The 13970-nt window shown below is 70.5% G+C and carries 13 protein-coding genes and 1 pseudogene; 5 read left to right on the plus strand and 9 right to left on the minus strand.

Annotated features, from left to right (window positions below; all coding sequences use genetic code 11):
- Positions 1 to 59 precede the first annotated feature (59 nt).
- The gene (locus tag ACWDSJ_RS19625; protein ID WP_450033459.1) at positions 60 to 1094 is read right to left on the minus strand and encodes an Lrp/AsnC family transcriptional regulator; all 1035 of its coding nucleotides are present in this window, start codon (positions 1092 to 1094) and stop codon (positions 60 to 62) included.
- Positions 1095 to 1238: 144 nt separating this feature from the next.
- Here ACWDSJ_RS19625 and ACWDSJ_RS19630 point away from each other — a divergent pair.
- Positions 1239 to 2360 (plus strand): annotated as a pseudogene (locus ACWDSJ_RS19630) (MFS transporter); the annotation flags it as partial.
- A gap of 411 nt (positions 2361 to 2771) precedes the next feature.
- On the opposite strand, the gene ACWDSJ_RS19635 reads toward ACWDSJ_RS19630, so the two are convergent.
- Positions 2772 to 2966 (minus strand): DUF3046 domain-containing protein, encoded by a 195-nt coding sequence (locus tag ACWDSJ_RS19635; protein ID WP_387356373.1) that lies wholly within the window; start codon positions 2964 to 2966, stop codon positions 2772 to 2774.
- Positions 2967 to 2990: 24 nt separating this feature from the next.
- Positions 2991 to 4154, minus strand: coding sequence for a glycosyltransferase (locus ACWDSJ_RS19640; RefSeq protein WP_450033460.1), 1164 nt, complete (start codon positions 4152 to 4154; stop codon positions 2991 to 2993).
- 60 nt (positions 4155 to 4214) lie between these two features.
- On the opposite strand from ACWDSJ_RS19640, the gene ACWDSJ_RS19645 reads away from it, so the two are divergent.
- The gene (locus tag ACWDSJ_RS19645; RefSeq protein WP_450033461.1) at positions 4215 to 4781 is read left to right on the plus strand and encodes an HD domain-containing protein; all 567 of its coding nucleotides are present in this window, start codon (positions 4215 to 4217) and stop codon (positions 4779 to 4781) included.
- Here ACWDSJ_RS19645 and ACWDSJ_RS19650 read toward each other — a convergent pair.
- Both ACWDSJ_RS19650 and ACWDSJ_RS19655 read right to left on the minus strand, forming a co-directional pair.
- The gene (locus tag ACWDSJ_RS19650; RefSeq protein ID WP_450033462.1) at positions 4766 to 5476 is read right to left on the minus strand and encodes a PIG-L deacetylase family protein; all 711 of its coding nucleotides are present in this window, start codon (positions 5474 to 5476) and stop codon (positions 4766 to 4768) included. The genes ACWDSJ_RS19645 and ACWDSJ_RS19650 overlap by 16 nt on opposite strands.
- Before the next feature lie 68 nt (positions 5477 to 5544).
- Entirely contained in the window at positions 5545 to 5901 is a 357-nt protein-coding gene (locus ACWDSJ_RS19655) for an ATP-binding protein (RefSeq protein ID WP_450033463.1), read from the minus strand.
- A 370-nt stretch (positions 5902 to 6271) separates the two neighbouring features.
- Here ACWDSJ_RS19655 and ACWDSJ_RS19660 point away from each other — a divergent pair, with 370 nt between their 5' ends.
- Positions 6272 to 6613, plus strand: a complete 342-nt coding sequence (locus ACWDSJ_RS19660; RefSeq protein ID WP_387356363.1) for an STAS domain-containing protein — start codon at positions 6272 to 6274, stop codon at positions 6611 to 6613.
- 93 nt (positions 6614 to 6706) lie between these two features.
- Here the strand turns inward: ACWDSJ_RS19660 and ACWDSJ_RS19665 are convergent, their stop codons facing one another.
- The 4 genes from ACWDSJ_RS19665 to ACWDSJ_RS19680 form a co-directional block, all read right to left on the minus strand.
- On the minus strand, positions 6707 to 7150 hold the full coding sequence (locus ACWDSJ_RS19665; RefSeq protein WP_450033464.1) for a response regulator: 444 nt from the start codon (positions 7148 to 7150) through the stop codon (positions 6707 to 6709).
- Complete coding sequence (locus tag ACWDSJ_RS19670; RefSeq protein ID WP_450033465.1) at positions 7147 to 8742, minus strand: sensor histidine kinase; 1596 nt, start codon at positions 8740 to 8742, stop codon at positions 7147 to 7149. Before ACWDSJ_RS19670 ends, ACWDSJ_RS19665 begins: the two co-directional genes overlap by 4 nt.
- 17 nt (positions 8743 to 8759) lie before the next feature.
- Positions 8760 to 9914: a PP2C family protein-serine/threonine phosphatase gene (locus ACWDSJ_RS19675; RefSeq protein WP_450033466.1), complete on the minus strand. Its 1155-nt coding sequence runs from the start codon at positions 9912 to 9914 to the stop codon at positions 8760 to 8762.
- A 323-nt stretch (positions 9915 to 10237) separates the two neighbouring features.
- Complete coding sequence (locus ACWDSJ_RS19680; protein ID WP_450033467.1) at positions 10238 to 10411, minus strand: hypothetical protein; 174 nt, start codon at positions 10409 to 10411, stop codon at positions 10238 to 10240.
- Between the two features lie 204 nt (positions 10412 to 10615).
- On the opposite strand from ACWDSJ_RS19680, the gene ACWDSJ_RS19685 reads away from it, so the two are divergent.
- Both ACWDSJ_RS19685 and ACWDSJ_RS19690 read left to right on the plus strand, forming a co-directional pair.
- Positions 10616 to 12010: a sigma 54-interacting transcriptional regulator gene (locus tag ACWDSJ_RS19685; protein ID WP_450033468.1), complete on the plus strand. Its 1395-nt coding sequence runs from the start codon at positions 10616 to 10618 to the stop codon at positions 12008 to 12010.
- The gene (locus ACWDSJ_RS19690) at positions 12007 to 13956 is read left to right on the plus strand and encodes a hypothetical protein (RefSeq protein ID WP_450033469.1); all 1950 of its coding nucleotides are present in this window, start codon (positions 12007 to 12009) and stop codon (positions 13954 to 13956) included. Before ACWDSJ_RS19685 ends, ACWDSJ_RS19690 begins: the two co-directional genes overlap by 4 nt.
- Positions 13957 to 13970: the final 14 nt, after the last annotated feature.

The following is a 13970-nucleotide window of genomic DNA, read 5'->3' on the forward strand; positions in this document are numbered from 1 at the left end:
CTTAGACGAACACGTGTTCGAGGCAAGCGACGCGCCCTACGACACGCACCGCGCCTCGGCTACCTGCGGTTCGACTCGGGCACCAGGGTGACGCGATCGGTATGCAGCAGCGCCTGAGCCTGTTTCAGCGCGCGCAGCACGGGGGTCACCTCTACGCCGGTGATGCCGTCGAGCGCGCCCAGCCGCTCGGTGACGTAGCGGTACAGGTGCGCGCTGTCGCGACACACCAGCGAGACGAAGAGATTGGTGGCGCCCGTCGTGGCCGCGACGAAGGCGGCCTCCGGATGAGCGGCGACGGCGGCGCCCACCGCGGCCAGATCGGCGGGCCGGATCTGCAACCACAGCGACGCCCGCAGCGCGTATCCCATGCGTTCGATGGCGAAGTCGAGATCGAAGTACAGCACGCCCGCCTCGACCAGCTCGTCCATCCGGCGCGCGACTCGCGTTGGGCTCCAACCGGTTTCGGCCGCGATCCGGGCGTAGGAGGCGCGCGCGTCGCGGGCCAGGATCGCCAGCATGACCTCGTCGGCGGCCGACAGGTCCACCGGCGGCGCCGGATCGCTCTCCCGGATCTGCGGGCGCTCCCCCAGCGCCGCGCGTTGCTCGTCGGTGAGCAGGCGGGCGTAGTGCGGCCACTCCGATTCCGACGGGAACCGATGCAGCACCTCGTGCGCGCGGATCTCCACCACCTGCGGGGCCCGCGGCAGGGTGTGCAACAGCAGGGCGTCGCGGCGTTCGGTGGAGTGCGGGCGGCTCACGCACACCACCTCCGAACCCGTCGACAGCAGCGACACCCAGCTCACGTCCGGGAACCGGGCCAGCGATTCGGCCAGGCGCAGCGCCTTGTCCGGGGTGGAGCGCAGCCGCAGCACCCAGCGGGTGTGGCCGAGCGGCACCGCGTTCACCAGTCCGGAGACGTGGATGATGCCGCGCCGGCGCAGCGAGCGGTAGCGCCGGGCCACGGTCTGCTCCGAAACGCCCAGCACCGCGCCGAGTTTCGCGAACGGGACGCGCGCGTCGCACAGCAGCGCGTGCACGATCTGCTTGTCGAGCAGATCGAGAATGGAGGAATCGTGAGCCTCGTCGAAGGTCATCGGTGGAATCCATCGCTGTTCGGCGGATGACTGGGTGGATATTGAACCATGGCGGAACCTTGGCGTCGATATCATTCGATTCGATTCCGGAGGTCGGCCATGCGGAAATGGCTTCCCCTGTTCGCCGCGTGTCTCGGCACGCTGATGCTGCTCATCGACGTCACCATCGTCAATGTCGCGCTACCCGATATCGCGCTCGATCTGGGCACCGGATTGTCCGGATTGCAGTGGGTGGTCGACGGCTACGCGCTGGCGCTGGCGGCGCTGTTGCTGGTGCTCGGATCGCTGGCCGACCGGGTGGGCGCCAAGCCGACCTATCTGGCCGGGCTGGTGGTGTTCGCGCTCGCCTCGCTGGCCTGCGGCCTCGCGCAGTCGGCGGGGGTGCTGGTGGCCGCGCGGGCGGTGCAGGGCGTCGGCGGCGCGGCCATGTTCGCGACCACGCTGTCGCTGCTGCACGCCACCTACACCGGGCGCGATCGCGGCGTGGCGTTCGGCGCGTGGGGCGCGGTGTCGGGCGCGGCGGCGGGAACCGGCGTGGTGCTGGGCGGTGTGCTCACCGATCTGCTGTCGTGGCGGTGGATCTTCCTGGTGAATCTGCCGATCGCGGTGCTGGCGATCGCGTTGTCCGCCTTGGTGTTCCCGGCCTCGCGACGGCACTCCGGCAGGGGTGTGGACCTCGCGGGGATGGTGGCGTTCGCGGTGGCGGCGACGGCGCTCACCTACGGCATCATCCGCGCGGGCGAGCACGGCTGGGACGATACCCGCGCGCTGCTCGCGGTGGCGGTGGGCGTGCTGGCCGTAGCGGGGTTCGCGGTGATCGAATCACGCTCCGCCGCACCGATGTTCCCGCTCGCGCTGCTGCGCAATCGGGAGTTCGTGGCGACGCTGCTCGCCGCGGCGGGGTTGAGCTTCGCCGCGTTCGCGGCGAGTCCGTTCCTCTCGCTGTGGTTGCAGCAGCCGCTGGGGCTGACGCCGCTGCGCGCCGGGTTGGCGTTGTTGCCGCTGGCGGCCACGTCGTTCGTGGTGTCGGGGGTGTTCGGGCGGTTCCTGCACGATCTCGCGCCGAAGTGGACGATCGGTGGCGGGCTGGTGGTGATCGGCGCGGGGGCCTCGGCGCTGACCGTGGTGGACACCGATTCCTCCTGGTCCGCGCTGGTGCTCGGCTTCGTGATCATCGGCGTCGGGGTCGGGCTGATGGCGCCGCCGCTGGTGTCGGTCGGGATGGCGGCGGTGCCGCCGCAGCAGAGCGGGACGGCCGCCGGTGCGGTGAACACCGCCCGGCAGCTCGGCCTGGCACTGGGAGTCGCGGTGCTGGGCATGGTGTTTCGCAGTACGGCCGGGGACGGGCCGCGAATCCCGTTGCCGGACTTCGTGAACGGGCTCGACGCGGCGGTCGCCGTGGCCGGGGGCACGGGCATCGTCCTCGGACTGGCGGCGTTCGCCCTGTTCCATCGCCACACCCGCGCCGTCGACGCCGCCCGGGTGGACGACCCGGCGGAGCTGGACGTCCGAGCACCTCGCGAACCGGCCGCTGACCAGCACCTCGCAGATTGCCGAACGGCTACCGAGCCACGGTCGGTCCCCCACGGGAACCGGCCGTGGCTCGCTACCCGACCCGTTGCCCGCTGGCCTCGCCTCGATCCGCCGAGTCGCGAGAGATGTGGCGGGGCGACGGGATCACCACCGATTGCGTGGCACGTCGAATTCGGCGCACAGGGCCCGCCACACGTCGCGGGGATCGACACCCGCCTCGATGGCCTGGGCGCCGGTGCGGCCGCCGAGGGCGGGGAGGGTGTGGTCGGTGAGCAGGGCGTCGCCGCGCGACACCCCGAACTCCTCGTGCAACAGTTCCCGGAAGTCAGTCAATCGCACCGTGCCGAGGCTACCGGGAGTCGATCATCGGGTGCGCGCGGTGTCCAGCACGCGGTGGCAGATCTCGACCGGATCGGCCACCGCGCCGGCGGTGGCGGCGGCCTTCGCGGCGGCGGCGCGATAAGACGGATCGTCGAGAATCCGGCGCACGGCGGCGCGAACGGCCTCGGGGGTGAAGGGGCGGACCAGGATCGAACCGCCTTGGCGCGCCGCGCGATTGGCGAGTTCCCACTGGTCGCCGCCGCCGGGGACGGTCACGATCGGCACCCCGGCCAGCAGCGTCTTGGCGAGCAGGCCGTGTCCGCCGCCGCCGACCACCACATCGGCGTGCCGCAGTAGCGCGTCCTGCCGCCCCAGACCCGCGGTCGCCCACGGCGGCAGGTCGGCCGGGGGCTCGTCGAGCATGGAGATCACCACCCGCACGCCCGCGCCGTCGAGGGCGGTGAGGACGGCCTCGGCCATACCGGTCACCCCGGTGTGCGCGGTCGACGGCGCGACCATGACCAGCGGCTCATCGCCGGGCGGAAGCGGCAGCTCGGCGGTGGTCGGCTCCCACAGCAACGGGCCGATCAGGTGGGTGTCGGCGGGCCAGTCCGGGCGCGGCACTTCCAGGGCGGGCAGGGTGGCGATGAGACGGGCGTCGGGTCCCGGATCCTGTTCGGGCAGACCGATACTCGCGCGGGCGGCGGCGCGCTGTCGTTCGCCGCGCTGCACGGCGCGCGCGGTCAGGCCGCGCAGCACCGCGTCCCGGGTGCGGCCGCGCAGCCCCTCCCCCGGCGCGAGCCCACTCCCGATGGGCGGCAACGCCTTCGACGGCCGATACAACGGATGCGGGGACAGCTCCACCCACGGCACGCCGAGTCGCTCGGCGGCCATCCCGCCGCCCGCGGTGAGCACGTCGGAGATCACCAGTTCCGGCAGCATGGCGCCCAGTTCCGGCAGGATCTCGGTCGAAATGTGCGCGGCCCGTTCGTGAATGCGCTGCCCGGCGTCGGCGTCGTCATCCTGCGGGCGCGGCGCCAGACCCTTGAGGCGACGCACGCCGATTCCGGCCGCGCGCGCCGGTTCGAACCAGCGGGGGCCGGTGAACAGGACCGGCTCGTCGCCCGCGGCGAGCAGCCGCAGACAGAGCGCGACAGCCGGAAACGCATGCCCGGGATCCGGTCCCGCGACCACAGCCACTCGCATGGAACAAGCCTGCCACAGCCGACAACTCCCTGTTCACCCACCGGCGTTAAGGTCCGGCCCATGACGACACGGCGGCCACTCGCCTCGGTGGACGAGCTGATGACCCTGCTCGCCGACTGCGCCGACGCCTGGGACACCCCCGATCGCAGCGGCGATCCGGTCGACATCCTCGACCACGACCGCCAGTGCGCCGAACTGCTGCGCCGCTCGCACCCCGAGGACGAGGAGTTGCAGGTCGCGGGTCTGGTGCACGATATCGGCCACGCGCTGGTCCCCGGCGACGACGCCGGGCACGGCAGGCACGGGGCGGACGCGGTACGGGGACTGCTCGGCCCGCGCGTCGCCCGCCTCGTCGAACTGCACGTCGTCGCGAAACGCTATCTGGCGGCGACGGATTCGCGGCACGCGGCCGAATTGTCCGCGTCCAGCAGGCGCACCCTCGTGGCGCAGGGCGGTCCGATGACGGCCGCCGAGATCGCGGCCTTCGAGGCCGACCCCGATTTCGCCGCGGCCGTCGCCCTGCGTCGCGCCGACGACGCGGGGAAGGTCGTGGGCCTCGCGGTCGCGCCGCTCGAGCGCTGGCGGCCGATCGTGCGGCGGGTGGCCGCGGCTCAGTCCCGGAAGTAGTACAGCTCGAAGCCCACGGCCCGCTCGGCGGGGAAACCGGGCTGCGGGGCGGTCGCGCGGTCGACGATGGCGCGCGCCTGGTCGGCGATCGGCTCGCTGCTCAGCGCGCCGAGGTAACGGGCATGCGCCACAAGGGATTTCAGGGCCAGATCGACGGTCTCGGTGACATCCACGGCGTGCGTGACGACCGGGCCCATGACCGCGGCCCAGCGCGGCGTCCAGATCGGCAGGCCGCCGAGTTCGGGGAAGATCCACTCGTTCCCGGCGTCGGAGATCGCGTCCAGCCCGGCCCGGCCGACCACCCGGTGATCGCTGCTGTTGGCGTAGCCCGGCGCCCAGGTGTCGGCGAAGTTGAACAGCACCACCAGTTCCGGCCGATGTTTGCGGATCACGCGAGCCAGATCGCGGCGCAACGCCAGCGACGGTTCGACGCGGCCGTCCGGGTAGCCGAGGAATTCGACCTCGTGCACGCCCACCACCCGGGCGGCGGCGCGCTCCTCGGCCTCGCGCAGCGGCCCGGCCTGCGTCGGGGGTAGTCCGGCGATGCCGGCCTCGCCTCGGGTCGCGAGCACGTAGCGAATGTCCTTGCCCTGTCCGGTCCAGCGCGCGACCGCGGCGGCGGCGCCGTACTCGATGTCGTCGGGGTGGGCCACGATCACCAACCCGCGCTGCCAGTCCTCGGGAAGCTGCTGCATGTGTCCCATTCAACAGGGGGAACGGAGACACCGAAACCGGTGACCCCCTAGCGATTGCGAATACGTTGCTAGCTATCGATCAGGGGGACGCGGAGGTCGACCACGGTGCCGTCCGCCCCGCCGGTGATCCGCGCCGCGGGCACGAGCGCCCGGATGAGATCCAGGCCGCGGCCGCGGGTGGGATCGGGCGCCTCCGCGCGCGACTTCCACCGGCCCTCGTCGGAGATCGTGATCCGCAATTCGGTCTCCTCGGCCGAGACGTGCAGCCGCACGATGCCGCCCTCGCCGCGATAGCCGTGTTCGACCGCGTTGCTGCACGCCTCGCTGACGGCCAGCACCAGATCGTAGATCGTCTCGGCGGGCAGACCGCAGCGCGCCAGCCACTCCTGGAGCCGCTTGCGGACGTCGGCCAGTCGATCGGGCATCGCGGGGAAGCTGATGTCCAACGGGTCCGGTGGACACTCGAAGCTGGGCCGCGGAAGTGTGGTCACCTTGTTGCTGCCTTCCTGCCGGTCGCCACGAGGATAGCCCGCCCGTTCGCGCGCCGACGACAAGTCTCGTACGCTCGGAAATTGCTATACCCAGACACTTCGGCGCTATTCGACAACGTGGCGAAAACCGCACGGGCGAGGCGCTCACCCGGCCCATGATTATCGCCGCATCGACTGGGTAAGTAGAGTCGGTAGGGACAGTCCCTGTCCGCGCCGACGTGTGCGCGGCGGAAGTTCGATGCTCCAGAGGTGGAACGTGGTTTATACGGAGGGCCGGTCTGTGAGCGGTGAAGGCACATCTCGAATGCTGGATGTCAAGGTGCACACGCAGGGCGCCGCGACCGTTATCGCCGTTCGCGGAGAGATCGACATCGCGTCGGTACCGAGCCTGCAGTCCGCACTCGAGGAGGGTCAGCGCGGCGGTAACCCGCTGGTGCTCGATATGACGAATGTCGGGTTCATGGGCTCGGCCGGGCTCAGCGCCCTCATGGTCGCCTCGGAGGCCGCCAAACCGCAGCGCCTGCGCGTGGTCGCGTCCGACGCGGTGCGCCGCCCCATCGAAGTGACGGGTCTGGACAAGCTGCTCGCGATGTTCCCGACCGTCGAGGACGCGCTGTCCGCGGAAGGTCTGAGCACGACCAACTGATTCATCGCGAAAACGCCGCCCCGAGAAGGACATTCGGGGCGGCGTTTCCATTGTTCCGTCTCGGGGCGGCGTTTCTCCGATCCTGCGAAGGCCCTACTGCTGCGAGGGCAGCCGAACCACCTGGACGAAGAACTCGTCGATCTGCTTGATGGCCGCGATGAACTGGTCCAGATCCACCGGCTTGGTCACATACGCGTTGGCGTGCAGTCTGTAGCTGCGCAGGATGTCCTCCTCGGCCGAGGAGGTGGTGAGCACCACGACGGGGATGTGGGCCAGCTCGGGGTCGGCCTTGACCTTGCCGAGTACCTGGCGGCCGTCGTACTTCGGCAGGTTCAGATCCAGCAGGATCAGGTCGGGGCGTGGGGCGTCGGCGTATTCGCCCTGCCGGTACAGGAAGTCCAGCGCCTCCTGACCGTCGTGCGCGACGTGCAGGGTGTTGCGAAGTTTGTTGTCCTCGAACGCTTCCCGCGTCATCAGTTCATCGGCGGGATCGTCCTCCACCAGCAGGATGTCGATGGGACGGCCGGAGGTGGTCATGCGGGGGCTCCTTGGGTGCGGGATGCGAGGTCGGCGGCGGCGCGGGTGGCCGAATCGGCGCCGCGCAGGGTGAAGCAGAACCGAGTGCCCTCGGTGTAATCGGTATCGATCCAGATCCGGCCGCCGTGGAATTCCACGATCTTCTTGCAGACGGCCAACCCGATTCCGGTGCCACTGTATTCGTCGCGGCTGTGCAGTCGCTGGAAGATGACGAACACCTTCTCCGCGAATTCGGGCGAGATGCCGATTCCGTTGTCGGACACCGTGATCAGCCAGCCGCCCGCCGGATCGGGGGCGCAGGTGATCCGGATGTCGGGCGGCAGCTCCGGGCGGCGGAACTTGATCGCGTTGGCGATCAGGTTCTGCCACAACATGGTCAGCAGCACCGGCTCGCCGACGAGTTCGGGCAGTTCGTCGGGCCGCTCGATGCGGGCCTCGGTGTCCTCGATGACCGCGGACAGATTCGACAGCGCCTTGTCCAGCGGTTCGGCGAGGCCGATCGGTTTGCTGTCGCCGGTGACCCGGCCCACCCGGGAGAAGGTCAGCAGGTCGTTGATCAGCACCTGCATGCGCTTGGCGCCGTCGACGGCGAAGTCGATGTACTGCTTGCCGCGCTCGTCGAGTTTGTCGCCGTAGCGCTTCTCCAGCAGCTGACAGAACGAGGCCACCTTGCGCAGCGGCTCCTGGAGATCGTGCGAGGCCACGTAGGCGAACTGCTCCAATTCGGCGTTGGAGCGGCGCAATTCGACGGCCTGGGCGTCGAGCGCGTCGCGCTGTTCGGCCAATTCCGCCTCCTGCGAACGGGATTGGTCGAGCCGGGTCACGATGCGCAGGCGCATATCCTCGACGGCCTCGGCCACCGCGGCCAGATCGGCGGGTCCGTGCGGCACGATCCGATGGCCGAAATCGCCGTCGGCGACCTTCAGCGACGCCTCGGTCAGCGTGCGCAGCGGCCGCGCGACGAGCCGCCGCACCAGGATCGTGAACGTCACGCCGGTCAGCAGGAAGACCACCAGCAGACCGATCAGCACGACATTGCGCACGGTGCGCGCGTGGTCGAGCGCGGCGTGATCGTCGGCCAGGGCGGCCGCGAGATCGGCGTTCTGCTTGTCGAATCGGCCGCGCACCTCGTCGAAGATGCTCTTGCCGCGGTCGGCGGTCGCGGTTCCGGCCGAACGGGCTTGTGCCGGAACCTGAATCGCGGTGAGCGGTTCGGCGTAGCCGCGCCGCCACTGGTCGGCGGCCCGTTCGATGTCGTCGACGTCGGCCAGCAGGTTCGGCCGCCCCGACAGCAGCTCGCGCAGCCGGGCGACCGCGCGCTGCTCCAGATCCCGGCCGTCGGTGTAGGGCTGGAGGAACTGCGGATCGGCGCTGATGGCGTAGCCGCGCACGCCGGTCTCCTGATCGATCAGCGCGCTCTGCAGGCGATACGCCTCCGCGGACGCGGGCAGTGTGCGCAGCAGCAGCCGGTCACTGATCTCGGTGGTGTTGGCGGTGACCTGGGCGACCGCGAACGAACCGACGACCGCCACCAGGATCATGGAGGCGAGCACGAGCTGGAACCACGTCTGCACGGTCAGACGCCCGACCATGCGGGATTCCCTCGACGTCATCGCGCCTGCCCCTCGTCGCTCCACCGCAGGTAGATGATCGCCAAGTCGTCGTCCAATCCGCCGGTGGGACCGGCAAGTTCCTCGATGCGCCCGATCAGTTCGTCGACGAAGGTGTGGGGTCGTCGCGTCGCCACCTCGCGGGCGATGTCGAGCATGCCGTCCTCGCCGAGGCGGGACCGGTCCGGCCCCGTGCAGCCCTCGAACAGGCCGTCGGTGAACAGCATGAGTCCGCTGCCGTCGGGCAGGTGCAGCTCGTGGGTCGGCCAGTCGGCGTGGTCGGGCAGGAAGCCGAGGGCGGGGCCGCCCGGCACCTCGATCCAGCGCAGGTCGTCCTCGGACCGCAGGATCATGCCCGGATGCCCGGCCCGCTGCACCCGCACGGTGCGGGTGGCCGGGTCGAGCACGAGGTTGGTCGCGGTCGCGAAGGTCTGCCGATCGGTCCGCTCGGCGAGCAGCACCTGTTCCAGCACCCGCAACTGTTCGACGCCCGTGACGCCGCTGAGAATCAGTGTGCGCCAAGCCAATCGGAGCGCGACCCCGGTGGCTGCGGCGTCCGGGCCGTGGCCGGACACGTCGCCGATCACCGCGTGCACGGTGCCGTCGCCGTCCTGCACGACGTCGTAGAAGTCGCCGCCGAGCAGGGCGTGCGAGCGACCGGGACGGTAGCGCGACAGCACGGAGACGCCGCTGTCGGCGGGCAGCAGCGGGGTGGGCAGCAGGCCGCGTTCGAGGCGGGCGTTCTCCTGCGCCCGCAGCTGGCTCGCCTGGAGGGCGGCGGCGGTGCGTTCGGCCTGCTTGCGCTGGATGGCGTAGCGGACCGCGCGGCCGAACAGATCGGGTTCGACCCGGCCCTTGACCAGATAGTCCTGCGCGCCCGCCGCGGCCGCGGCCAGACCGGTCTGTTCCTCGTCGAGGCCGGTCATCACCACCACGGCGGCGTCGGTGTACTCGCGGATGCGGGCCAGCGCCTCGAGGCCCTGGGCGTCGGGTAGGTGGAGATCCAAGAGCACACAGTCGGGCGATCCGCCCTCGAGCCGCCGCGCGGCCTCGGCCAGCGAACGCACCCACTCCAGACGCAGGCCGGGCGCGCCGTCGGTGACGAGTTCCTGCACCAGCAGGGCGTCACCGGGGTCGTCCTCGACCAGGAGCATCCAGGGTTCCTGCAAGGTCCAGCTCGGGTCCATCCCGAGGCCGGGCCCGCCGAAACTTTCACGCCGCACGGTCACCGCCGACGCGTGAACGAAAGTCGCGGGGGGCGATGGGGTTTCCCGGACAGACCAAACCTCTGGCCTCCGATCGTATAGTGAGTGGCTTCAGCGCACGCCAACTGACTCCACGGCCGGTTTCTGGACCGAGAGGCAGCGATGATGGTAGCCGATCTTGCGAACGGCTCGCACCACCGCCTTGCCCGGGCTTCGAAACGCCTTCGGGCCGTTCGGTATAGCTTACCGAACGGCCCGTGAGCGCGGTCTCACTACAGCTTGCCGACCGTGGACTTGTTCGACCCCGATACCGCCTTGTAGAGCAGGTAGAGCCCGAACACCACGAGGCTGATCATCAGGATCGGGAACAGCGCCTTGATCAACGCGCCCACCACGATCAACGCCAGCCAGACCAGCGCGACGACGCCCAGGATCTTCCAGAACATGTCATTCCTCCCGAAGTCTTTCCGAACCGCCGTCAGCGCGATCCGACACCTCGATACTGTCAGGGTCGGGCACGAAAAGCACCAGGTCAAAACCGATATCGGGGAAAGTTCAGGGTTGTCCCCGACCTCCCGGCCCGCTACGGCGGTGTTCCCTGAGGGAGAACAAGGTCGACGGGACCGCCGGATCGTCGTAGCGTCGAAACGGTGACAGCTCCACAAGATCTTCCCGTTACCGCGGGTGCGCTGCGGGCGGCGGGGTACGAGCCGCGGGATGTCAAAAGCGAGATTCGGGCGAATCTGCTGCGGGTGCTCGAGGCCGGGGGTGATCCGTGGCCGGGCATCGTGGGTTTCGAGCGCACCGTGGTCCCGCAGTTGGAGCGGGCGCTGCTGGCCGGGCACGACATCGTGCTGCTGGGCGAGCGCGGACAGGGCAAGACCCGGTTGCTGCGCACCCTGATCGGCCTGCTCGACGAGTGGACGCCGGTGATCGCGGGCACCGAACTCGGTGAGCACCCGCTGGATCCGATCAGTCCGCTCGGCAAGCGGCTGGCGGCCGAACTCGGCGACGACCTGCCGGTGACCTGGCGGCATCGGTCGGAACGCTACGCGGAGAAGCTCGCCACGCCCGACACCTCCGTCGGCGACCTCATCGGCGACGTCGATCCGGTCAAGGTGGCCGAGGGCCGCAGCCTCGGCGATCCCGAGACCATCCACTTCGGGCTCGTGCCGCGCGCGCATCGCGGCATCGTGGCCGTCAACGAACTGCCCGATCTGGCCGAGCGGATCCAGGTCGCGCTGCTGAATGTCATGGAGGAGCGCGACATTCAGGTCCGCGGCTACACGCTGCGGCTGCCGCTGGACGTGTTGCTGGTCGCCACGGCCAACCCCGAGGACTACACCAACCGCGGCCGGATCATCACCCCGTTGAAGGACCGATTCGGCGCGGAGATCCGCACCCACTATCCGCTCACCGTCGAGGCCGAGGTGGCGCTGGTGCGCCAGGAGGCGAATCTCGTTGCGGAGGTGGGTGATCCGCTCATCGAGGCGCTCGCCCGGTTCGTGCGGCAGCTGCGCGAATCGCCCGCGATCGACCAACGGTCCGGCGTCTCGGCGCGATTCGCGGTCGCCGCGGCGGAGACCGTGGCCGCCGCGGCGCTGCGCCGCTCGGCGCTGACCGGGGAGCGCCCGGCCGTGGCCCGGCCCATCGATCTGGAATCGGTGCCCGCCGTGCTGCGCGGCAAGCTGGAGTTCGAATCCGGTGAGGAGGGCCGCGAACAGGAACATCTCACCCATCTGCTGCGCCGCGCGTTCGCCGAGACCGCGCGCGGGCGGCTGGGCGGGCTGAATCTGCGGCCGCTGGTGGAGGCGCTCGGCGACGGCAACCTGGTGACCACCGGTGAGCGCGTGGCGGGTTCGGAGATGCTCTCGGCCCTGCCCGAACTGCCGATCCTGCACGAGGTGGCCGCCCGGCTCGGCGTCGCGGCGACCGATCCGCCGCCGCGCATCGCCTCGGCCGTCGAATTCGCCTTGGAGTCTTTGTATCTCGCGCGTCAGGTCGCCAAGGACTCCGACGACGGCACGGCGGTGTACGGGCCGTGACCGCCGCCGATCGCTACGCCTACGGGCCGTATCACGACGGGCCGGATCCGCTCGCCCCGCCGCTGGATCTGCGGGAGGCGCTGGACACCATCGGCCGCGATGTGATGGAGGGCAGCTCGCCCCGCAGCGCGCTCGAGGAGTTGTTGCGGCGCGGGCTGCGCGAGACCCGCGGGCTGGACGAGTTGACCCGGCAGCTGTGGCAGCGCCGCTCGGAGATCACCCGGCGCAATCGCCTCGACGGCACCTTGCAGCAGGTGCGCGAGCTGCTGGACGAGGCGTTGCGGGCCGAGCGCACCGCGCTGTTCCCCGATCCGTCCGACGACGCCCGCTTCGCCGAGGCGCAACTGGACGCGCTGCCGCCGAGCACCGCGGCGGCGGTGAACGAGCTGTCCGAATACCAGTGGCGGTCGGAGACCGGTCGCGAGAACTACCAGCGGATCCGGGACCTGCTCGGGCGCGAGCTGCTGGACTCCCGGTTCCAGGGCATGAAGCAGGCGCTGCAGAGCACCACGCCCGAGGACGTCGAGCGGATCCGGCGGATGATGTCGGATCTCAACGACCTGCTCGCCGCGCACGCCCGCGGCGAGGACACCCGGGAGCAGTTCGAGCGGTTCATGGCCGAGCACGGCGAGTTCTTCCCCGAGAACCCGCGCAATACCGACGAACTCGTCGACGCGCTCGCCGCCCGCGCCGCGGCAGCGCAGCGGATGATGAACTCGATGTCGGCCGAGCAGCGCGCCGAACTGGCGCAGCTGATCAATCAGGCGTTCGGCGATCCCCGTCTGGCGCAACAGGTTTCGGACCTGGACGCGAATCTGCGCGCGCTGCGGCCCGGTGAGGACTGGGAGTCGGCACAGCGTTTCCGGGGCGAGGATCCGCTCGGGCTCGGCGAGGGCGCGCAGGCGTTGCAGGATCTGGCCGAATTGGACGCGCTCGCAGAGCAATTGGGACAATCGTATCCGGGCGCCCGGCTCGAGGACATCGATCTGGACGCCCTGGAACGCCAGCTCGGCGAGCAGGCCCGGATCGACGCCGCGCGGCTCGCCGAACTGGAACGCGAGCTGCGGCGTCAGGGCTTGTTCGAGCGCGCGCCGGACGGTTCGCTGCGGCTGACGCCCAAGGCGTTGCGGCGGCTGGGCGAGGTGGCGCTGCGAAACATCGTGGGGCAGTTGCGCTCCCGGCGCGGTCAGCGCGACACCGCGCACGCGGGCGCGGCGGGCGAGCCCACGGGTTCGGCGCGGCCCTGGCAGTTCGGCGACACCGAACCGTGGGACGTGCCGCGCACCGTGCGCAACGCCGTGCTGCGGACGGCGTCGACGGGCAGCCGCGCGGTCACCCTGGACGTGTCCGACGTGGAGATCATGGAGACCGAGCAGCGGTCGCGGGCGGCGGTCGCGCTGTGCGTGGACACCTCGTGGTCGATGGTGCAGGACGGGCGCTGGGTGCCGATGAAGCGCACGGCGCTGGCGCTGCATCATCTGATCGCGACCCGATTCCGTTCCGACGCACTGGATCTCATCACCTTCGGCCGGTACGCGACCTCCGTCGACATCGGCGAGCTGACCGCGCGCGAGCCGGTCTGGGAGCAGGGCACCAATCTGCATCACGCGCTGTTGCTGGCCGCGCGGCATGTGCGCCGCCACCCCGACGCGGTGCCGGTCGTGCTGGTCGTCACCGACGGCGAGCCGACCGCGCATCTGGAATCCGACGGCGACGCGTATTTCAACTGGCCGCCCGAACCGCGCACCCTCGCGGTGACCATGACCCAGGTCGACGCGCTGGCCAAACTCGGTGCCTCGATCACGGTGTTCATGCTCGGCGAGGATCCGCGGCTGGCCGCGTTCGTGGATCTGGTGGCCCGGCGCAGCGGCGGCCGGGTGGTCGCCCCGGACCTGGACGGTCTGGGCGCGGCGGTGGTGTCGGACTACCTGCGCGCGCGGCGCTGACGAGCCGCCGGACC

This window comes from Nocardia sp. NPDC003482, assembly GCF_053588115.1.